19 protein-coding genes are annotated in these 20,870 nt (G+C 63.9%); 14 read left to right on the top strand and 5 right to left on the bottom strand.

From position 1 onward, the window contains the following. Window positions 1–12: 12 nt before the first annotated feature. Window positions 13–2,136 (bottom strand): TonB-dependent receptor plug domain-containing protein, encoded by a 2,124-nt coding sequence (locus tag BLU37_RS28705; RefSeq protein ID WP_090210856.1) that lies wholly within the window; start codon window positions 2,134–2,136, stop codon window positions 13–15. A gap of 199 nt (window positions 2,137–2,335) precedes the next feature. On the opposite strand from BLU37_RS28705, the gene BLU37_RS28700 reads away from it, so the two are divergent. Genes BLU37_RS28700 through sixA form a run of 3 tightly spaced genes read left to right on the top strand, consistent with a single transcriptional unit; the run spans window position 2,336 to window position 4,165 of the window. Next, the gene (locus BLU37_RS28700; RefSeq protein WP_090210855.1) at window positions 2,336–3,361 is read left to right on the top strand and encodes an NAD(P)H-dependent glycerol-3-phosphate dehydrogenase; all 1,026 of its coding nucleotides are present in this window, start codon (window positions 2,336–2,338) and stop codon (window positions 3,359–3,361) included. A gap of 22 nt (window positions 3,362–3,383) precedes the next feature. Next, window positions 3,384–3,719 (top strand): DUF4389 domain-containing protein, encoded by a 336-nt coding sequence (locus tag BLU37_RS28695; protein ID WP_090210854.1) that lies wholly within the window; start codon window positions 3,384–3,386, stop codon window positions 3,717–3,719. After that, window positions 3,716–4,165 (top strand): phosphohistidine phosphatase SixA, encoded by a 450-nt coding sequence (sixA, locus tag BLU37_RS28690; protein ID WP_090210853.1) that lies wholly within the window; start codon window positions 3,716–3,718, stop codon window positions 4,163–4,165. The genes BLU37_RS28695 and sixA overlap by 4 nt, the downstream gene beginning before the upstream one ends. A 6-nt stretch (window positions 4,166–4,171) precedes the next feature. Here sixA and BLU37_RS28685 read toward each other — a convergent pair whose 3' ends face one another. Continuing rightward, window positions 4,172–4,840 carry a pentapeptide repeat-containing protein gene (locus BLU37_RS28685; RefSeq protein WP_090210851.1) on the bottom strand — a complete coding sequence of 223 codons (669 nt, stop codon included), beginning with the start codon at window positions 4,838–4,840 and terminating at the stop codon, window positions 4,172–4,174. Between the two features lie 521 nt (window positions 4,841–5,361). Here BLU37_RS28685 and BLU37_RS28675 point away from each other — a divergent pair. The 5 genes from BLU37_RS28675 to BLU37_RS28655 all read left to right on the top strand — a co-directional run bounded on the left by BLU37_RS28675 (window position 5,362) and on the right by BLU37_RS28655 (window position 9,650). Then, window positions 5,362–5,805 carry a hotdog fold thioesterase gene (locus BLU37_RS28675; RefSeq protein WP_010449026.1) on the top strand — a complete coding sequence of 148 codons (444 nt, stop codon included), beginning with the start codon at window positions 5,362–5,364 and terminating at the stop codon, window positions 5,803–5,805. Window positions 5,806–5,917: 112 nt separating this feature from the next. Then, a complete protein-coding gene (locus BLU37_RS28670) occupies window positions 5,918–6,727 on the top strand; it encodes an alpha/beta fold hydrolase (protein ID WP_010449025.1) in 810 nt (269 codons plus the stop codon). Continuing rightward, entirely contained in the window at window positions 6,724–7,578 is an 855-nt protein-coding gene (locus tag BLU37_RS28665) for an alpha/beta hydrolase (protein ID WP_090210850.1), read from the top strand. The genes BLU37_RS28670 and BLU37_RS28665 overlap by 4 nt, the downstream gene beginning before the upstream one ends. Before the next feature lie 129 nt (window positions 7,579–7,707). Further along, window positions 7,708–8,526, top strand: a complete 819-nt coding sequence (locus BLU37_RS28660) for a DUF4892 domain-containing protein (RefSeq protein ID WP_090210848.1) — start codon at window positions 7,708–7,710, stop codon at window positions 8,524–8,526. A gap of 71 nt (window positions 8,527–8,597) precedes the next feature. Continuing rightward, window positions 8,598–9,650 carry an AI-2E family transporter gene (locus BLU37_RS28655; RefSeq protein WP_090210846.1) on the top strand — a complete coding sequence of 351 codons (1,053 nt, stop codon included), beginning with the start codon at window positions 8,598–8,600 and terminating at the stop codon, window positions 9,648–9,650. 51 nt (window positions 9,651–9,701) lie between these two features. Here BLU37_RS28655 and xopAW read toward each other — a convergent pair whose 3' ends face one another. The 3 genes from xopAW to BLU37_RS28640 form a co-directional block, all read right to left on the bottom strand. Continuing rightward, window positions 9,702–10,535 carry a XopAW family type III secretion system calcium-binding effector gene (xopAW, locus tag BLU37_RS28650; RefSeq protein ID WP_090210844.1) on the bottom strand — a complete coding sequence of 278 codons (834 nt, stop codon included), beginning with the start codon at window positions 10,533–10,535 and terminating at the stop codon, window positions 9,702–9,704. Between the two features lie 114 nt (window positions 10,536–10,649). Then, complete coding sequence (locus BLU37_RS28645) at window positions 10,650–11,699, bottom strand: HAMP domain-containing sensor histidine kinase (protein WP_090210843.1); 1,050 nt, start codon at window positions 11,697–11,699, stop codon at window positions 10,650–10,652. Then, on the bottom strand, window positions 11,699–12,463 hold the full coding sequence (locus BLU37_RS28640; RefSeq protein WP_010449018.1) for a response regulator: 765 nt from the start codon (window positions 12,461–12,463) through the stop codon (window positions 11,699–11,701). The genes BLU37_RS28645 and BLU37_RS28640 overlap by 1 nt, the downstream gene beginning before the upstream one ends. A 364-nt stretch (window positions 12,464–12,827) precedes the next feature. Here BLU37_RS28640 and kdpF point away from each other — a divergent pair, with 364 nt between their 5' ends. From kdpF to BLU37_RS28610, 6 genes are all read left to right on the top strand, one after another. Beyond that, window positions 12,828–12,917, top strand: a complete 90-nt coding sequence (gene kdpF / locus BLU37_RS28635; protein WP_017902697.1) for a K(+)-transporting ATPase subunit F — start codon at window positions 12,828–12,830, stop codon at window positions 12,915–12,917. A gap of 11 nt (window positions 12,918–12,928) precedes the next feature. After that, window positions 12,929–14,638 carry a potassium-transporting ATPase subunit KdpA gene (kdpA, locus tag BLU37_RS28630; RefSeq protein WP_090210841.1) on the top strand — a complete coding sequence of 570 codons (1,710 nt, stop codon included), beginning with the start codon at window positions 12,929–12,931 and terminating at the stop codon, window positions 14,636–14,638. 16 nt (window positions 14,639–14,654) lie between these two features. Further along, window positions 14,655–16,703: a potassium-transporting ATPase subunit KdpB gene (gene kdpB, locus BLU37_RS28625; RefSeq protein ID WP_408003691.1), complete on the top strand. Its 2,049-nt coding sequence runs from the start codon at window positions 14,655–14,657 to the stop codon at window positions 16,701–16,703. A 76-nt stretch (window positions 16,704–16,779) separates the two neighbouring features. Further along, window positions 16,780–17,331 carry a potassium-transporting ATPase subunit KdpC gene (gene kdpC / locus BLU37_RS28620; RefSeq protein WP_090210837.1) on the top strand — a complete coding sequence of 184 codons (552 nt, stop codon included), beginning with the start codon at window positions 16,780–16,782 and terminating at the stop codon, window positions 17,329–17,331. Between the two features lie 149 nt (window positions 17,332–17,480). Further along, entirely contained in the window at window positions 17,481–20,132 is a 2,652-nt protein-coding gene (locus tag BLU37_RS28615; protein WP_090210835.1) for a sensor histidine kinase, read from the top strand. A 36-nt stretch (window positions 20,133–20,168) separates the two neighbouring features. Continuing rightward, entirely contained in the window at window positions 20,169–20,864 is a 696-nt protein-coding gene (locus BLU37_RS28610) for a response regulator (protein WP_019360341.1), read from the top strand. Window positions 20,865–20,870: the final 6 nt, after the last annotated feature.

The following is a 20,870-nucleotide window of genomic DNA, read 5'->3' as shown; positions in this document are numbered from 1 at the left end:
TCTCGTTCATGCTCAGAATTCCAGCTCGGCGCTGAAGTAGAGAACCTGGCGCTGGTCATAGTTGTTGTCGGGCCAGGTGATGGGCTGGTCGTCAAGGCGCTGCTGCATCACTCCCGACAGTTCGAGGCTGGCTTTGCGCAGAGGAATGCGCTTGGCGATGCGCAGGTCGACCCGCTCGAAGCGGTACTGGTTGATCGCGTCGTCACCGTAATAGAACAGCGAACTCGACCAGCCCGTGCCCCAGTCACGCAGCCAGCCGGCCGAGCCGCTGTTGCGAGCGGTGAACTGGGCGTCGGCGCTATTGCTCGCCTGCACATCGACATAGGCGTAGGTCAGCCGTAGCCGGTCGGCGCTGCTCACGCGCCAGTCGAACTGCGTTTCGCTGCCGCGAAAGCGCGCGCTGTTGGCATTGCTGGCGATGTACTGGTTGTTGCGCAGGGGCGAACTGATCATCGAGGTGATTTCGTCGTAGAACAGTTTTACGTCGAGATTCAGTCCGATATCGGCGAAGAAACCGTTGTAGCCCAGCTCTCGCGAGCGCATCAGCTCCTTGTCGAGGTTGCCCGGGCCGCGGGTCTTGACGAAATACTGGCCGCTGTTCTGGCCGTAGGTCGGCGAATCCAGATTGGTGACCCGGTAGCTCCAGTTGACGTTGTTCTCGAACATGTCCGGCGAGCGGATGGCTTCCGAATACACGGCGCGCAGGCCATGGCGTGGGTTGATCAGGTAGTTGACGGCAAAACGTGGGGTCAGCGAGTCGTCGGTCAGTTGCGTGTATTCGTACATGGCGCCGCCCTGGAGCAGCCAATGCTCGCTGGCGCGCCACTCGAGCTGGCCGAACAGGCGCCAGGTGTTGTCGTCGAGTGTGCCGTTGAAATAGGTTTCGGAGTTGGCCTGGTCGTAGCGATAGTTCATGCCACTGACCAGACGCAGGCTGTCTGACAGGCTCAGGGTGTCCTGGATTTCCAGGTCATAGCGGGTTTCGCGGGTGCTCTGGTCGATATCGCCGCAGACGGTGTTACTGCCGCCGTTGCCCCATTGATCCAGCACCTGGTTGGCCAGGGCTTGCTCGGTGGCACTGCCGGCCGGTGGGCTGCCCACCGAATAGCTGGTCATGTGACGCGCCAGGTTTTCCGCATAGTTGGGGTTGAGCTGCCACAACTGGGTCAGTTGCGGGCTGAACGACACCTTGGCATCACAGGCGCGCCAGACCTGCTGGCGGTCCCAGTGCTGCGCCGAACCCTGCACATACAGGCTGTGCTGCGGGCTGAGGTCGAGGTTCCAGCGCAGGGAGGCGGCGTAGTCCTTGGCTACCACGTCGGAGTTGTCGCCGGCCTCCTGGATGTTGGGGAACACCGCCTGGTAGGTGTACGGTCGCTGGTTGGTGCCTTCCTTTGCGTTCAACTGCCAGTCGAGGCTCTGGCTGTCATCGAGCATCTGGCTGACCGACAGGTTGAAGCGGTTCAGCCGCCGGCTGTCGCGGTAGTCGGCACCGACGCGGTTGCTGTCGAAACCGTCGTCCTGCTTGCCGGACATCGACAGACGCAGGTCGCCGGTGTCCCAGCCGACGCCCTGGCTGGCGTACCAGTCGTTGATGCCGCGTTCGCCACGGGTGACCTTGAGCCGCGAGCCGTGGGTGCTGCCGGGCGACTTGGTGAGAATGTTGACCACCGCCATCAGCGCGTTGGCGCCATAGCTGACGGTGTTCGGTCCGCGGAAGACCTCGATGCGCTCGATATCCTCCATGGCCACCGGAATGTCGCTCCAGTCCACCGTCGCCAAGCCCGCCCGGTACACCGAGCGCCCGTCGATCAGCACCTGCATGCGTCGGGCATTGGCGGCATCGGTACCGTGATAGTTGATCGCCGCCTGGTTGCCGTTGGTGTAGCCGACCATCATGCCCGGCACCAGCCGCAGCAGTTCGGCGATATCGCGGGCGCCGCTGGCCTTGATCAGTTCGTTGTCGATGACCGTCATGCTGCCGGGCACCGACGCGGGGGATTGTTTCAGCCGTGTCGCGGTCAATACCTCGGGCAGCGGCTGGTTTTCCAGGAACAGGTCGTCGCCCAGCACGGGCGTGCTGAACAGCAGTGCCAGGAGAACGGAGGATCGGCGAGGGGGAGGGCCAGGATGCACGGCTCAGCCTTGATAACGGTAATAGCCGCCCATGTTAACCGAGCCGGACAGGTTTGCCATGGCACTGGGCCTGCATTCTGTCCCTGAACGCGGAAAAATCCTCGAATCAGTGTGTAACGTGCCGAATGCGTTTGGGACTGGATGCGGCCCGGTGGCTCCGTATAATGCGGCCATCGCCATTGGTAAAAACGGATTGCATATGACTGAACAGCACCCTATTGCGGTCCTGGGGGGCGGAAGCTTCGGAACCGCCGTGGCCAATCTGCTGGCCGAGAACGGTCATCGGGTGCGCCAATGGATGCGCGACCCTGAACAGGCCGAGGCCATTCGTGTCAATCGCGAGAACCCGCGCTATCTCAAGGGAATCAAGATCAATCCGGCGGTCGAGCCGGTGACTGACCTGGCCGCCACGCTCGACGGCTGCGAGTTGTTCTTTGTCGCCCTGCCATCCAGTGCCCTGCGCAGCGTGCTGGCTGATCATGCCGAGCGCTTGCGGGGCAAGCTGCTGGTGAGCCTGACCAAAGGCATCGAGCCCCAGACCTTCAAGCTGATGAGTGAAATCCTTGCAGACATCGCCCCGCAGGCGCGGATTGGCGTGTTGTCCGGGCCGAACCTGGCCCGTGAAGTGGCCGAGCATGCCTTGACCGCCACGGTGGTCGCCAGCGAGGACGAGGAACTCTGCAGCCGGGTCCAGGCGGCCTTGCACGGCAGCACGTTCCGGGTCTACGCCAGCGCCGACCGCTTTGGCGTCGAGCTGGGCGGGGCGTTGAAGAACGTCTATGCGATCATTGCCGGCATGGCGGTGGCCCTCGGCATGGGCGAGAACACCAAGAGCATGCTGATTACCCGGGCCCTGGCCGAGATGACCCGGTTTGCCGTGAGCCAGGGCGCCAATCCGATGACCTTTCTCGGTCTGGCCGGGGTCGGCGACCTGATCGTCACCTGTTCCTCGCCCAAGAGCCGCAACTACCAGGTCGGTTTCGCCCTGGGCCAGGGGCTGAGCCTTGACGAAGCGGTCAACCGCCTCGGCGAAGTGGCTGAAGGGGTCAATACCCTCAAGGTGCTCAAGGCCAAGGCCCAGGAGCTGGGCGTCTACATGCCGCTGGTGGCGGGCCTGCATGCGATCCTGTTCGAGGGCCGTACGCTGGAGCAGGTGATTGCCCTGCTGATGCGCGGCGAGCCGAAGACCGACGTCGATTTCATTTCCACCAGCGGTTTCAACTGATTCCACGCAATAGGAGCAAGACATGAACGAAGCCAAGTATGATTCCATCGTGCTGCGCGTGGTGTGGATGCTGGTATTCCTGCTGGTCTGGCAGGTCGCGCAATTCATCCTCGGCGTCGTGGTGCTGATCCAGTTGGGCTACCGGCTATTCTATGGTGCGCCGAGCGGCAACCTGATGAGTTTCGGTGACAGCCTCAGCCAGTTCCTCGCCCAGATCGGCCGTTTCGGCACCTTCCACAGTGACCAGAAACCCTGGCCATTCGCCGACTGGCCGACCCCGCGCGCGCCGGAAGGCGAGGCTGCGCACAGCGTGCCGCCAGCGCCGCACCCCGCGCGTGACGAGGAACCCAAGTTATGAAGCTGTGGGTGTTGCGTCATGGGCAGGCCGAGCCGCAGAGGAGCAGCGACGCCGAGCGCAATCTGACCGCTCATGGGCGTCAGGAAGTACTGCGCAGCGCTGCCCACCTGATCGGCCAGCCCCTGGCGGCGATCTACGCCAGTCCCTATGTACGGGCCCAGCAGACGGCGCAACTGGTGCGCGACGTCCTGGGCTTCGAGCCGTCGATCATCACCGTGCCCTGGCTGACGCCCGATAGCCATCCATCGCGGGTACTGGAGCAGCTCGATAGCGCCGACAATTTGCTGCTGGTCAGCCACCAGCCGTTGGTTGGCAGCCTGATCAGCCTGCTCGAAGCGGGCCATCTGCGCAGCCCGCAACCGATGAACACCGCCAGCCTGGCGGAGCTGGAAGGGGACTGGCCGCTGGCCGGGGCCATGACACTCAACGGTGTTCGTCACGTCTGATCGCATTCACGGGGTCAGCACGGCCCCGCTCAGTTCGCTGCGGGCCTGTTTCAAGGTCACCGTATTGACCTTCGCCCCCTTGAAGGTGCACTGCTCCAGGTAGCCTGAGAGCATGGCGTGGCGCAGGTCACAATAGTTGAAGTTGTTACCCTTGAACCCGCTCGACAACAGCGCACCCTTCAGATTGGCTGCCATGAAGTTCGCCTCGTGGTACTGGCCGAAGAAGCGTACGCCGGCCAGGTCGCCGCCACTCAGGTCGGCTCCGGTCATGTTGACGTTTGTCACTTGCAGGGTCCGCAATACCTGACAGATCGTGTTCTTGTTCCAGTGCCTGAACGGCTGGTGGATGTCGATGTCGTCGAAGGGCAGGGGGGCGGTGCTGCCGTCCAGGTTGGCGGCGATGTTCAGGGCGCAGTTCTTCAGGGCCTTGGTCATCTGGGGTGACAAGGTGGTCGGCACCCGCAGGTCGAAAAGCTTTTTCTGCACATGCAGTGACACCCGACCGCCACCCTCCAGTGCCACACCGTCCCAACTGCGCAGGATGTTGGGAAATCGGATGGCGCTGGCCACCATCAGCTCAAGCAGGCCGTAAAGGGGATAGGCACGTAGCGCGGGGGTACTGGCGATAAAGTCGCGTGCCGAATCCATTGAATCCTTGAGCCCCAGCAGGGTCATGTCCCTTTCGATTCTCGAAGGCTCCGCTATCGGGTCCTGTCCCGGCCAGGAGGGCCGGTAACGGTCCGTCCCGACTACGAGTGGAGCCTGGCCTGCTTTGGGTCGGCGGTTGTGCAAGGGAATAAGGCTGCGCAAGAGATTGCCTATCGTCGACATGAAAGCCTCGTAAGGGACTGGGAAACCGGCAATTCGACAGCAGCGGCCGTCCTGCAACTATCAGATTCCACTCCCCGTTTCTTCAGTGCAGGGGATGGGGCCGCGAGGTTCGAGCAGGCGTCGAGTGCGAAGCGGCGGGCAGGGCTGGCGACCGTGTTGGAACAGGTCAGCCAGGCCCTCGACTGACATCAGCGCTTGCGTGTGCTGGGGGGGTGAAAGATAGTTGAGCGGTTGAAAACGGCTTTCTCACGCCTACCCTGAAGATCAGGCGGGCCGTGATCGAGCAACGCTGGTTCCAGGCCTGGAGCGCGCACGGGCAGCCGATGCTGTGCCAGGAATGACTAACAATAATCGAGGAGTGCAAGATGACCTTGTGGCGCACCGTTCCGAACATCGACCAGCTCAATGCAGCGGGGAAGAACACCATCAGCGAAGTGCTGGATATTCGCTTCGAATCTTTCGACGACCAGTCGCTGACCGCCAGCATGGTGGTCGACCACCGTACTCACCAGCCGTTCGGCCTGCTGCATGGCGGTGCCTCGGTGGTGTTGGCCGAGACGGTTGGCTCGATGGCCAGCTATCTGTGTGTCGATACCAGCCAATACTACTGCGTGGGCCTGGAAATCAACGCCAACCACCTGCGGGGTGTGCGCAGCGGACGGGTCACGGCGGTGGCGACCGCGATCCATATCGGTCGCAGCACCCATGTCTGGGACATTCGCCTGACCAACGACGACGGCAAGACCCACTGCGTCTCGCGCCTGACCATGGCTGTGGTGCCAGTTGGGCAGACCCCGCCGAACCGCTGAACGACGCCATGGTCTTGGCCGGACTGTCATCCTTCCTGGCAGTTACGGTCATTGCTGGCGGCCGGTGTCCTGTCGACAATGGACACCTGTTTTCCCTTGAAAGGGCTCCGGTATGTCGCAGCACGTCTTCTTCGCCCACGCCAACGGGTTCCCCTCGGGTACCTACGGCAAGCTGTTCGCGGCCCTGTCGCCGGAGTATGAAGTTGCCCATCTGCAACAGCATGCCCACGACCCGCGTTTCCCGGTGGATGACAACTGGCGCAACCTGGTCGATGAACTGATCCACCATCTCGAACAGCAGCCCGGGCCGGTCTGGGGCGTCGGCCATTCCCTGGGCGGGGTCCTGCACCTGCATGCGGCGTTGCGGCGGCCGCAGCTGTACAAGGGACTGGTGATGCTCGACTCGCCGGTGCTGACCCGGGCCGACCAGTGGGTGATCCGGGCGGCCAAGCGCCTGGGTTTCATCGACCGGCTGACCCCGGCCGGGCGTACCCTGGGTCGCCGCGAGGAGTTCAGCGATCTGGAGGCGGCTCGCCAGTATTTTGCGGGCAAGGCCCTGTTTCGCGGTTTCGACCCGGATTGCTTCGACGCCTATCTGCAACACGGCCTGCGTGCCGAGGACGGTCGCCTGCGCCTGAGCTTCGATCCGGACACCGAAATCAAGATCTATCGCGGCGTACCCCATACCAGTCCGGGCCTGGCCCGACATCTTGAAGTACCGCTGGCGATGGTGCGCGGTCGCTCCAGTCGCGTGGTGATGCGTCATCACTCCCGCACCGTAGGGCGTTTGCCCCAGGGTGAATCCCTGAGCATGCCCGGAGGCCACATGTTTCCACTGGAACGTCCACTGGACACCGCGCAACTGCTCAAGGACATCTTCGCCCGCTGGGAGCGGCGCGCCAGCGAAGGGCGTCAACCATGAGCGCGGCGGTCGAGGAAGTGCGCCTGAGTCTGCCGCATATCGAACTGGCGGCTCATCTGTTCGGCCCGGAAGACGGTCTGCCGGTGATTGCCCTGCATGGCTGGCTGGATAACGCCAACAGTTTTGTGCGCCTTGCGCCGAAGTTGAAGGGGCTGCGTATCGTCGCCCTCGACATGGCCGGCCATGGGCATTCCGGACACCGCCCGGTGGGGGCCGGTTATGCCCTCTGGGATTATGTCCATGATGTGTTGCAGGTGGCCGAGCAACTGGGCTGGCAGCGTTTCGCGCTGTTGGGGCACTCCCTCGGTGCGATTGTCTCGGTGGTGCTGGCCGGGGCGTTGCCCGAGCGGGTTTCGCATCTGGCGCTGATCGACGGTGTAATCCCGCCTACCGCCAGCGGCGAGAGCGCGGCCGAGCGCCTGGGCATGGCCTTGCAGGCGCAATTGCGCCTGCAAGACAAACGCAAGTCGGTGCATCCAAGCCTGGCGCAGGCCGTCGAGGCGCGGATGAAGGGCCTGGTGGCGGTCAGCCGCGAAGCCGCCGAGTTGCTGGCCCAGCGCGGCCTGATGCCGGTTCCCGGCGGCTACACCTGGCGTAGCGACAACCGCCTGACACTGGCTTCGCCGCTGCGCCTGACCGACGAGCAGGCCATGGCCTTCGTCCGCCGGGTGGCGTGTCCGGCACAACTGGTGGTGGCCGAGCAAGGCATGCTGGTTCAGCATCGCAGTCTGCTGGAGCAGCTACCCTTCAAGCAGCAGGTGCTGCCGGGTGGTCATCATCTGCATTTGAACGACGAGGCTGGGGCGGCCCTTGTTGCAGACTGTTTCAATCGCTTCTTCGGCATTCCTTGACTTGCGCCCGGCAACTGTCGAGGCTTGACGGGTTGAAAGGGAGACAACCATGCCAGACCTCGATACTGCCGCGACTTCATGTCGTCCCGTTACGGCATCCGTGCCCACTGTTCAGGCGCTGCCGATCCGATGAAATTATCCACCACCCTGGCTGCGGCCCTGGGCCTGGCCTGTGTCAGCAGTACGCTGCTGGCCGCCGACGTACCGGGCAGCCATGACCTGCCGCTGGTACCGCGCCTGGCCGATGCCCAGATCGTCGACTACCGGGCACCCGCCGAGCTGGAGCGTATTTATCCACAGGGCTCGATCCGCAAGATCAGCAACCGGCTGCGCAGCGAAGGCCAGGTCAATGCCCGTGGGCAGATGACCTCGGTGACCTACGAGCTGCCGCCGGAACGCAGCGCCAACGAAGCCTTTACTGCAGCCCGTGAAGCCTTGCAGAAGGAGGGCGCGCAGTTGCTGTTCTGGTGTCAGGCCCGCGATTGCGGCGAGAACAGCCTGTGGGCCAATGAGGTCTTCGGCAATCCGCTGCTGTCCGGGGCCGACGATCAGCAGGCCTACCTGTTGCTGCGCCTGGCCGCGCCGCAGGATGATTCGCTGATGGCCTTGTACAGCATTACCCGGGGCAATCGCCGGGCGTACCTGCATGTCGAGCAGTTTGCCGCGAATGCACCGTTGGGCGAGTTGCTGCCGACGTCGGCGACCTTGCTGCGCGAGTTGCGCGATACCGGCAAGCTCGACCTGCCGAAGCTGGTCGGCGAGCCGCAGGCTACCTGGGTTTCGCTGATCTCCAGGGGCCTGAATCTCGATACCACCTCGCGCATCAGCCTGTCGGGCAGTGCCGCCGAGGCCTGGCGCCAGGCGCTGGTGGCCGCCGGAGTCAGGGCGGCCCGGCTGGAACTGGGGGACGGCAAGACCGCCGGCCTGCACCTGGAACTGTTGCGATAGTCGTGACGCGGCGAACGCACGTTCGTGAGTTCGCCTAAGCTTTCCTCTCTGAATCTCTCTGTGGAATCCCCATGCTCAATAATGATCGACTGTTGGTGCAGATACTGCTCCTGGTGCTGTTTGGTGCCAGTTTGTGGGTGATGGCGCCGTTCTGGTCGGCGCTGTTCTGGGGCGCGGTGCTGGCCTTTGCCAGTTGGCCGCTGATGCTGTTGCTCACGCGTCTGCTGGGTGGACGCGAGACGCTGGCCGCCGGCGTGCTGACCCTGGGCTGGATGGTGCTGGTGGCGGCTCCGCTGGTGTGGCTGGGGCTCAACCTGGCGGACCATGTGCGCGATGCGGTGGCCTTCATCAAGGATGTTCAGGTCGACGGCCTGCCCGAGGCGCCTTCCTGGCTGGCAGGGGTACCGCTGGTCGGTGAGCGGCTGGTGGGTATCTGGAATACCATCGATGAGCAGGGCGCGGCGCTGATGGTGGCGGTCAAGCCCTATCTGGGGCAGGTCGGCAACTGGTTGCTGGCCCGCAGCGCACAGATCGGCAGCGGGATTCTCGAACTGACCCTGAGCATCCTTTTCGTATTTTTTTTCTATCGGGATGGGCCTCGGTTGGCGGCGTTCGTCCTCAGCCTGCTGGAGCGACTGATCGGCGAACGTGCCGGTTATTACCAGGGGCTGGTGGCCGGTACGGTGCAACGGGTGGTCAATGGCGTGATCGGTACGGCGGCGGCCCAGGCCGTGCTGGCCCTGATCGGCTTCCTGATCGCCGGGGTGCCGGGTGCCCTGGTGCTGGGGTTGGCGACCTTTCTGCTCAGCCTGATCCCCATGGGACCGCCGCTGGTGTGGATTCCAGCCACGGCCTGGCTGGCCTGGAAGGGCGAGTACGGTATGGCGGTGTTCCTCGGCATCTGGGGCACGTTCATCATCAGTGGCGTGGACAACGTACTCAAGCCGTACCTGATCAGCCGGGGCGGCAATTTGCCATTGGTGGTGGTGTTGCTGGGCGTCTTCGGCGGTTTGATCAGCTTCGGTTTTATCGGTCTGTTTATCGGCCCCACCTTGTTGGCGGTGGCCTACAGCCTGCTGCTCGACTGGAGTGCGAGCCAGGGGCGGCACGACGAGAAAGTCTGAGGGCCCGCACTCTCCCTGAGTGGGAAGCTCTGTGAGCGGTGCCCTCAGGGATCAGGCTGCGGCAGCGGTGCTGCTGGTCGCCGTCACGGTATTGCGGTTCTGATACTGGGTGTTGAGGCTGACCATCAGGCGGCTGAGGGCTTCGGCGATGTTGTCCTGAGCCTTCTGAGTGGTGCTGGTCGAGGTGCCACTGGCATCGGCCAGGGCCTTGAGCAGCAGGGCACTGGCGGTATTGCCGGTGCTGACGGTTGTCGTGCTGTCGGTGGTCACCGCGCAGTTCGAGCTGCTGTCAGTGCTGCCCTGCAGCGCGCTGGCCAGTTCGGCCTGGCTGATACTGCCATCGCCATCGGTGTCCAGTTGGCTGAACAGTTGGCTGCTCGACAGTTGGACTGGCGGCACAGGCGGCGCGAGGGCTGCGGCCAGTTCGTCAACGCTGAGGCTACCGCTGGAGTCCTTGTCCAGGGCCGAGAACAGCGAAGTGCTGTCGGCGCTGCTGCCGGCATTGCTCAGGCCGGTGGCCAGTTCATCGTTACTGAGGGTGCCATCGCCATTGCTGTCCAGCGCCTTGAGCAGGGCATCGGCCAGTTGGGTATCAGGCGCATGGTCGCCATGTTCCGGGCGCTTGAGTGCGGCCAGCTCGTCAAGGCTGATGCCACCGCTGCTGTCGCTGTCGAGCGAAGTGAAATTCTGGCTCAGATCCGCCAGCAGTTTGTTGTCGCCATCTTTTGACTGGGCGGTCTTGAGTTCATCCTGGCTGATGGAACCGTCGCCGTTGGTATCGAGCTTGGCGAGCAGTTGTTTCTGGAATTGTTGTTGGCGTTGCGTGGCCGTCGTCGTGCTGTTGTAGCCGACATAGCTCAGTAGACTGCTGACGCTACCGATCATGATGCTCACTCCCTAAGTGTTGGCAAGGCCGGTGGCGCAACACCGGCTCATGCAGACTCCCAGGGGCAGTTGTCGAGGGTATGTGGGCTTTGTACCGGCCGCCACACATGACGATCAGGCGCGGGGCAGGCTGACCACGGCGGTCAGGCCGCCACCGGGGGTGTCCTCCAGCAACAGCTCTCCGCCCAGGCGTTGCGCGGCTTCACGGGCGATGGTCATGCCCAGGCCGACCCCGCCGGAGTTGCGGTTGCGCGAGCCTTCCAGGCGATAGAAAGGTTCGAATACCGCCTCGCGCTTGTCGGCGGCGATGCCGGGACCGTGGTCGATGACCCGGATGATCAACTGGCGCCGGCTGTCCTCGAGGGTGATCAGGGCATCGCCGGCGTAGCGCAGGGCGTTGTCCATCAGGTTGTTCAGGCACGAACGCAAGGCCATCGGCTGTACCAGCAAGGGCGCGCAATGCCCACTGGCACGGACCTGGGCTCCTTGATCCTGGGCGTTTTCACACAGGGACTCGACCAGGGCCTGCACGTCCATCCATTGCAGGGTTTCGCTGGTGCGTTGTTCATGCAGGTAGCTCAGGGTGGCATCGAGCATACCGATCATGTCGTTGAGGTCCTGACGCATCTGCCCCTGCAGTTTTACGTCGTCGATCTGTTCCAGACGCAGCTTGAGGCGTGACAACGGCGTGCGCAGGTCGTGGGACACCGCACCGAGCATGCGGCCACGCTGCTGCACCTGCTCACGGATGCGCCGTTGCATCAGGTTGAAGGTGGCGGCGGCCTGGCGTGCTTCCCATGGACCGGTTTCATCCAGTGGTGGACTGTCGAGGTCTTCACTCAGGCGCTCGGCGGCCTCGCTCAGGCGCTTGATCGGCCGGGTCAGCAACTTGGCGCCGTACCAGGCGGCGATCGTCAGGGCGATGAACTGGAAGGTCAGCGGTACCATCGGTCCGCCGAACCATGGCCGTGGTGGTCGATGACCGTGCGGTGGCGGGAAGCGCGGGTCGAACGGCTCCGACATCGTTGAGGACGAGGGCGGTGGTGGGGGAGGTCCACCACCGTAATGATGGAACCAGATAAAGGCCAATAGATGCGCCAGCACGATAGCCAGCATCAACACGCCGAACAGGCGTCCGAACAGCGTGTTGAAGCGGGGACGCATCAGCCGATGTCTCGCGCGTCGAACAGGTAACCTTCACCGCGTACGGTCTTGATCAACTGTGGCGATTTCGGATCGTCGCCCAGTTTCTGCCGCAGCCGCGACACCAGCAGGTCGATACTGCGATCGAACGCTTCGATCGAGCGACCCCGGGCAGCGTCGAGCAACTGTTCGCGGCTCAGTACCCGGCGTGGTCGTTCGATGAATACCCAGAGCAGGCGGAACTCGGCATTGGACAGCGGCACCACCAATCCATCGTCGGCGATCAACTGGCGCAATACGCTGTTCAGGCGCCAGTTGTCGAAACGGATGTTGGCCCGTTGCTCGGTGCGGTCGTCGCGTACCCGGCGCAGGATGGTCTGGATGCGCGCCACCAGTTCCCGTGGCTCGAACGGTTTGGCCATGTAGTCGTCGGCGCCCAGTTCCAGGCCGATGATCCGGTCGGTGGGTTCGCAACGGGCGGTCAGCATCAGGATCGGGATATCCGATTCGGTGCGCAGCCAGCGGCACAGCGACAGGCCATCCTCGCCTGGCAGCATCAGGTCCAGGACCACCACATCGAAGGTTTCCAGTTGCAGGGCCTGACGCATTGCCGCGCCGTCGGTGACCCCAATGCCCTGGATGCTGAAACGGGCCAGGTAGTCGATCAGCAGTTCACGGATCGGAATATCGTCGTCGACGATCAGCGCGCGGACATTCCAGCGCTTGTCATCGCCCGGCGATAGCGTTTTGTTGACATCGGCCAGAGGAGCGGGAGTGTTCTGCATGCGTGTGATTATCTGCCGGTAAAGCCGCGAAGCGGGAAACGTTCCGCGAGGTTGTTGCACGTAGGGAGGGCCCGGCCCGCAGGCACGAGTGTCCATTTCAAGTGTAGCCGCGCGAGACGCTACAGGCGTCGCATGTTGAGCGGTTGTCGGTTATGTAACAGTTTCGACATAAAGCCCCGGCATCCGGCGCCCTGGCTGCGGGTTCCGGGGGTAGCGCCCTGCCGATTCTAGGGCGTAATGCCTCTGTAAACTGACTCTTTACGCCTTCTTTACGTATCGCCCCAGGCGTCGCTCTCGTTCCTTTACGGCCTTCCTTCCGACAATGCTCCCACACGCGGCAATCGCCGTATCACGGAGAAATCCCATGGGCATTCTGGACGCGGTGTCACTGCTGCTGGCAGTGGCGCTGTTCATCTATCTACTGGTTGCGCTGTTGCGCGCGGATCGGAACTAGGAGCGGCGGTTATGCAGGCTTATGACTATTGGCTGATCTTGGCCTTCCTGGCGCTGGTGCTGTTGCCTGCGCCCGCTCTGGGGCGGTTTTACTACAACGTGATGGAGGGGCGGCGTACCTGGCTGACGCCGGTATTGGGGCCGGTGGAGCGGGTCTGCTATCGCCTGTCCGGTGTCGATGACAAGGAGGAACAGAGCTGGCAGAAGTACACCCTGGCCCTGCTGGCCTTCAACTTCGCCGGTTTCGCACTGCTGTTCGCGATCCTGCTGTTCCAGCAATACCTGCCGCTCAACCCGCAGAACCTGCCGGGTCAGGAGTGGACGTTGGCGTTCAATACCGCGGTCAGTTTCATGACCAACACCAACTGGCAGAACTATAGCGGCGAGGCCTCCCTCAGCTACCTGAGCCAGATGGCCGGCCTGACCGTGCAGAACTTCGTCAGTGCCGCCACCGGCCTGGCTGTGCTGGTCGCGCTGTGTCGGGGTATCGCCCGTCGTTCGGCGGCAACCCTCGGCAACTTCTGGGTCGACATGACCCGCGCCACCCTCTATGGCCTGCTGCCGCTGTGTCTGTTGCTGGCGCTGTTCCTGGTATGGCAGGGCGTGCCGCAGACTTTCGCGCACTACGTCAATGCCGTGACCCTGCAGGGTGTCGACCAGGTGATTCCGCTCGGCCCGGCGGCCAGCCAGATCGCCATCAAGCAGTTGGGTACCAACGGCGGCGGTTTCTTCGGTGCCAACTCGGCGCACCCGTTCGAAAACCCGACGGCCTGGAGCGACCTGATCGAACTGGCCTCGATCATTCTGATCCCGGCGGCACTGGTGTTCACCTTCGGTCACTACGTCAAGGACCTGCGCCAGAGCCGCGCGATTCTCGGTTGTATGCTGGCCCTGCTGCTGATCGGTGGCGCGGTCTCGCTGTATGCCGAGTACCAGCCGAACCCGACGCTGAACAACCCGCTGGTGGAGCAGACCGCGCCGCTGGAAGGCAAGGAAACCCGTTTCGGCACCACCGGTACGGTGCTCTGGGCGGTGACCACCACCGCCGCGTCCAACGGTTCGGTCAACGCGATGCACGACAGCCTCAACCCGCTGAGCGGCATGGTCGCGCTGGTCAACATGATGGTCGGTGAAGTGATCTTCGGCGGCGTCGGCGCGGGCCTCTACGGCATGTTGCTGAACGTGCTGATCGCGGTGTTCCTCGCCGGCCTGATGATCGGTCGGACCCCGGAATATCTGGGCAAGAAACTCCAGGCCCGGGAAGTGCAACTGCTGGTGGTGACCCTGCTGGTGATGCCGATCGGCACCCTGGTGCTCGGTGCCATCGCCGCCAGCCTGCCTGGCCCGGCTGGTGCGGTCAGCAATCCCGGCGCCCATGGTTTCAGCCAGTTGCTGTACGCCTACACCTCGGCCAGTGCCAACAACGGCTCGGCGTTCGGCGGTTTCAGCGGCAACACCTCGTTCCACAATCTGATGCTGAGCCTCGCCATGCTGTTGGGTCGCTTCGGCTACATCCTCCCGGTGCTGGCCCTGGCAGGCAGCCTGGCTCTGAAGAAAACCGTGCCGGTCGGGCAGAACAGCTTTCCAACCCATGGCCCGCTGTTCGTCACCCTGTTGACCGTGACGATCCTGCTGGTGGGTGGCCTGACGTTCCTGCCGGCCTTGGCTCTGGGACCGATTGCAGAGCATTTGAGCCTGATTGTGCCTGGACTGAAGAACTGAGGATCTGATGATGAACATGCCGCTTCCCGCAACAAAACCGGCTGTCGTCGAACAGCCCAAGACCACTTTTGCCGACCTGTGGCGGCCGGCGCTGGTACAAGCTTTCGTCAAGCTCGACCCGCGCCAGTTGCAACGCGCGCCGGTGATGCTGGTGGTGGAACTGACAGCGATCCTGACCACTGTCCTCTGCCTGATCCCCAACAGCGCCGTGCCGACCTTCGTCGCGGTGCAGATCGCCATTTGGCTGTGGTTCACCGTGCTCTTCGCCAACTTCGCCGAAGCCCTTGCCGAAGGGCGGGGCAAGGCCCGCGCCGACAGCCTCAAGGCCGGCAGCGAGGGCTTGAGCGCACGGCGGCGCAAGGCTGACAACAGCTTCCAGGTGGTGCCCGCCAACAGCTTGCGCAAGGGGGATGTGGTGCGCGTCGAAGCCGGCGAAATGATTCCCGGCGACGGCGAGGTGATCGAGGGCATCGCCGCGGTGAACGAAGCAGCGATCACCGGTGAATCGGCACCGGTGATTCGCGAATCCGGCGGCGACCGTTCGGCTGTCACCGGCAACACTCGGCTGGTATCCGACTGGTTGTTGATACGCATCACCAGCAACCCCGGTGAGTCGACCCTGGACCGCATGATCGCCCTGGTGGAAGGCGCCAAGCGCCAGAAGACGCCCAATGAAGTTGCGCTGGACATCCTGCTGATCGGTCTGACGCTGATCTTCCTGCTGGTGGTGGTGACCCTGCAGCCGTTCGCCCACTTTGCCGGTGGCAGCCTGCCGCTGGTGTTCCTGGTGGCGCTGCTGGTGACGTTGATCCCGACCACCATTGGCGGTTTGCTGTCGGCCATCGGTATTGCCGGGATGGACCGCCTGGTGCGTCTGAACGTGATCGCCAAGTCTGGCCGGGCGGTGGAGGCGGCCGGCGACGTGCATGTGCTGTTGCTGGACAAGACCGGCACCATCACCTTCGGTAACCGCCGTTGCAGTGCGATTCATCCGGCGCCGGGTGTGCCGGTGCGCGAGTTGGCCCAAGGCGCCTTGCTGGCCTCGCTGGCCGACGAGACCGCTGAAGGCAAGTCGATCGTCGAATACCTGCGTGATCTTTATCCACAGCCGGAACCGGCGGCTACCGAACTGACCGCCGTGCCGTTCAGCGCCGAAACCCGCTTGTCCGGTGTCGACCATCAGGGCCGGGTGTATCGCAAGGGTGCGGTGGATTCGCTGCTGGCATTCCTGGGTCAGCAACGCAGTGACCTGCAACCGGCGCTGTCCCGGGAGATCGACAAGATTGCCCAGAGTGGCGGCACTCCCTTGCTGGTCTGTGGCGAAGGCAAGCTGCTTGGCGCTATTCATCTCAAGGACGTGGTCAAGCCGGGCATCCGCGAGCGCTTCGCCGAACTGCGCAAACTGGGGATCCGCACCGTCATGGTGACCGGCGACAACCCGCTGACGGCGGCGGCGATCGCTGCCGAGGCCGGGGTCGATGACGTACTGGCCGAGGCCACGCCGGAGAAGAAACTGGCGCGTATCCGTCTGGAACAGAACGACGGTCGCCTGGTGGCAATGTGCGGCGACGGCGCCAACGACGCCCCGGCACTGGCTCAGGCCGATGTCGGCATGGCGATGAACGATGGCACCCAGGCCGCGCGGGAAGCGGCGAACATGGTCGACCTCGACAGCGATCCGACCAAGTTGCTGGACGTGGTGCAGATCGGCAAGGAGTTGCTGGTGACCCGGGGTGCGTTGACCACCTTCTCGATCGCCAACGATGTGGCCAAGTACTTCGCGATCCTGCCGGCGCTGTTTGCGGCGATCTATCCACAGCTCGGGGTGCTCAACGTCATGCAGTTGGCCAGTCCGCAGAGCGCGATCCTCTCGGCGATCGTCTTTAACGCGCTGATCATCGTCGTGCTGATCCCGCTGGCGCTGCGTGGCGTAAGAGTGCAGGCGGCCAGCGCCGCGCAGCTGCTGCGACGCAACCTGCTGATCTATGGCCTGGGCGGGATTCTGGTGCCGTTCGTGGGCATCAAGGCCATCGACCTGCTGCTGACCGCGTTGCATCTGGTGTAGCCCCTCCAGCCCGCTCCCTTGCAGGCGCGGGCTGGCCTGGCCCAATCGCTGCATTACCCGAATTGAGGAACTGAACATGTCTACCGTATGGCGCCCAGCCCTGAGCCTGTTGGCCCTGATGACCCTGTTGACCGGTATTGCCTATCCGCTGGTGGTGACCGGTGTGGCCCAGGCCGTTTTCCCCGACCAGGCCAATGGCAGCCTGCTGATCGATGCCGATGGCAAGGTCCGCGGTTCGTCACTGATTGCCCAGGACTTCACTGGCGATGCCTGGTTCCACCCGCGCCCATCGGCCGGGGCCTTTGCCACGGTGTCCAGTAGCGCAAGCAACCTGGCCCCGAGCAACCCGGCGCTGGCGACGCGAATTTTCGATGATGCGGCCAAGCAGGCCGTACCAAGCCAGGGGCCGGTTCCCCTGGCGCTGCTGACCACGTCTGGCAGTGGCCTTGATCCGCACTTGCCACCCGCCGCCGTTCGCTATCAACTGGCGCGGGTGGCGCAGGCGCGCAACCTGCCGGCGGCCACCGTCGAAAAACTGCTGGAGGCGCACATCGAACAGCCGTTGATTGGCCCGCCGGTGGTCAATGTGCTTGCATTGAATGCGGCGCTGGCCGATCTCTCGAAATAACTCGGTGAGTGCTGTTGTTTGTGGGAAATTGGACAAGGTTGGCTGGCCTCTTCGCGGCTAACCGCCGCGAAGAGGCCTTCCAGCCCGACCCAAAACCCTAACCCCCTATCCGGGTGGCAGTATCCGTTCCAACAGTGAGAACCCCATACATGAGTGATTCCGGTCGCGCCGACGCGCTGTTAGCCGAACTGCCCCGCACCGGCCGTGGCCGGCTCAAGGTATTCCTGGGGGCCGCGCCGGGAGTGGGCAAGACCTACGCGATGTTGCAGGCGGCGCATACGCAATTGCGCCAGGGTGTGAAGCTGATCGTCGGCGTGGTCGAGACCCATGGCCGGGCAGAGACCGAGATGCTGCTCACCGGGCTGCCGCAACTGCCTCAGGTACGCTCCGAGTATCGTGGCGTACAGCTTGAGGAAATGGATCTCGACGGCCTGCTCAAGGCCCGCCCGACACTGGTGCTGGTCGACGAACTGGCCCACAGCAATGCCCCAGGCAGCCGCCATCTGAAACGCTGGCAGGATGTCCAGGAACTGCTCGCCGCCGGCATCGACGTGTTCACCACGGTCAACGTTCAGCACCTGGAAAGCCTCAATGACCAAGTGCGCGGCATCACCGGCGTGCAGGTGCGCGAGACGCTGCCGGATTGGGTCTTGCAGGAAGCCGACGAACTGTTGCTGATCGATTTGCCTCCACGGGAATTGCTCGAGCGCCTGCGCGACGGCAAGGTCTACGTACCGGAGCAGGCCCGGGCGGCAATCGACGCGTTTTTCACCCAGACCAATCTCAACGCCTTGCGCGAGCTGGCGATGCAGACCGCTGCCGCCCAGGTCGACAATGATCTGGCCCTGGGCTATCGGACCCTCGGTCAGGCCGCGCCGGCCATTCGCGGGCGGTTGTTGGTTGGCGTGGACGGCGATGCCCAGGCCGAGCGCCTGGTGCGGCATGCCAGCCGGGTCGCTCAGCGCCGTCATCTGCCCTGGAGCCTGGTGCATGTGGATAACGGTCGCCATCGTGACGAGCAGTCGCGGCTGCGTCTGCAAAGTGCCCAGCAACTGGCCGAGCGGCTCGGTGGCGAAGTGGTCCTGCTGCGGGCCGGGGAGGTGGCCAAGACGCTGATCCAGCATGCCGCCGAGCGTCGGGCCAGCCTGGTGCTGGTCGGCCAGTCCCGCCAGCGCCTGCGCCGCCGCTTGTTCGGCGGCGGATTGGCCGCGCGGCTGTTGCGTAATGCCCGTGGGCTGGAAATCAACGTCCTCGACAGCCTGGAGGAGCCGCACCCGCCGCGCGTTCGCGAACCCCAGGCGGTGGTCTGGCTCGACTACCTGCTGGCGCTGCTGGCAACGGTGTTGGCCAGTGGCCTGGCCTGGGGGGTGGCCAGTGTGTTGCCGCTGCCGAACATCTCCCTGGTATTCCTCGCTGCGGTGCTGCTGGTGGCGGTGCGCAGCAGTCTTGGCCCTTCCCTGGCCTGCGCGGTGCTGTCGTTCCTGACCTATGACTTCCTGTTCATCCCGCCGAACTTTTCCTTCGCCATCCAGCGCGAAGAGGATGTGCTGACGCTGCTGTTCTTCCTGATGATGGCGGCGTTGACCGGCAACCTGGCGGCCCGCCAGCGCCGACAATTGCAGGCGCTGCGCGATACCCAGGAGGAAACCAGCGAACTGCTCGACCTGTCGCGCAAGTTGACCGCTGCCACCGATCGCCAGGCGGTCATCAGTGCCGCGTCGCAACACCTCAGCGGTTGGGAGGAACTGGAGTTGTGCCTGCTCAATCGTGATGGTCAGGGGGGCTGGACTGTCGAGAGCGGTGGGGCGTTGGTGTTTTCCGAAGCCGAACGTGCTGCCGCCGACTGGGCCTGGCAGCACGACCAACCCGCTGGAATGGGTACCGGCACCTTGCCGTTCGGGCGTTGGTGGTGGTGGCCGCTGTCGGCGGAGGAGGGGCCGCTGGCGTTACTCGGTGTGCGTCCCCGCGAAGGCCAGGCGTTGACCGGCCAGCGCCGTCGCCTGCTGACCGCGTTGAGCCAACCACTGGCCCAGGCCCTGGCCCGGGCGCAACTGGCCGATGATCTGGAGGCGGCGCGTCTGCACGGGGAAACCGAGCAACTGCGCAGTGCCCTGCTGGCGTCGGTTTCCCATGACCTGCGCACGCCGCTGACTTCGATGCGTGGCAGTATCGACAGCCTGCTGGCCCTGGGCGAAGCGATTCCGCCGGACGATCGCCAGGAACTGCTGGAAGGCACCCGCGACGAGGCCGAACGGCTCGACCGCTATATCCAGAACCTGCTCGACATGACGCGCCTTGGTCACGGCGCGCTGAAACTGGCCCGGGACTGGGTAGCGCCGGCGGATATCGTCGGCAGCGCCCTGAATCGCTTGCGTGCGGTGCTGGCGCCGTTGCAGGTCAGCACGCGGGTGCCCGATGAGCTGCCGTTGCTCTACGTGCATGCGGCGCTGATCGAGCAGGCCCTGGTCAATGTCATGGAAAACGCCGCGCGGTTTTCGCCGAGCCAGGGTCGCCTGCAAATCGGTGCGGGAGCTGCCGACGGCGAACTGTTCTTCTCGGTCAGTGATGAAGGCCCGGGTATTCCAGAGGAGGAGCGGAGCAAGATCTTCGACATGTTCTATACCGCTGCTCGTGGTGATCGCGGCGGCCAGGGCACGGGGCTTGGACTGGCGATCTGTCAGGGTATGGTCGGTGCCCACGGCGGGCATATCGGCGTGGCAGAGGGGATCGACGGTCGGGGTACCTGTATCACCTTATTCCTGCCCTTGCAGGAGCAGCCGGGATTTGAAAGTGAAGCCTGATATGCTTCGACGATTCCTCATGACGATGCGCCAACCATGAATCCGATAGCGACCATTCTGGTCATCGACGACGAACCGCAGATTCGCAAGTTCCTGCGTATCAGCCTGGCTTCCCAGGGCTACAAGGTACTGGAGGCGGGTACCGGCACCGAAGGGCTGGCGCATGCCGCCTTGAACAAGCCCGACCTGCTGGTGCTCGACCTCGGGTTGCCGGACATGGACGGCCAGCAGGTGCTGCGCGAGTTTCGCGAATGGTCCGGCGCGCCGGTGCTGGTGCTGTCGGTGCGGGCCAGTGAAGCCCAGAAGGTCCAGGCCCTGGACGGTGGTGCCAATGACTATGTGACCAAGCCCTTTGGCATCCAGGAGTTTCTCGCGCGCATCCGTGCGCTGCTGCGCCAGGTGCCGGCTGGCGAGGTCCAGGAGGCGGCGCTGATATTCGGTCCGCTGACCGTCGACCTGGCGTATCGCCGGGTGTCGCTGGAAGGCGTGGAAGTGGCGTTGACCCGCAAGGAGTATGCGGTGCTTGCCCAGTTGGCACGGCATCCCGGGCGGGTCATCACCCAGCAGCAACTGCTCAAGGACATCTGGGGGCCGACCCATACCGAGGACAGCCACTACCTGCGGATCGTGGTCGGGCACCTGCGTCAGAAACTGGCGGATGACCCGACCTGCCCGCGTTTCATCGTCACCGAGGCCGGTATCGGCTATCGCCTGCTCGATAACCGGGGCTGATAACGG

This window comes from Pseudomonas asplenii (genome assembly GCF_900105475.1).
GTDB lineage: Bacteria > Pseudomonadota > Gammaproteobacteria > Pseudomonadales > Pseudomonadaceae > Aquipseudomonas > Aquipseudomonas asplenii.
The sequence above is the reverse complement of the archived record's forward strand: the minus strand, read 5'-3'. Positions and strand labels throughout refer to the sequence as shown.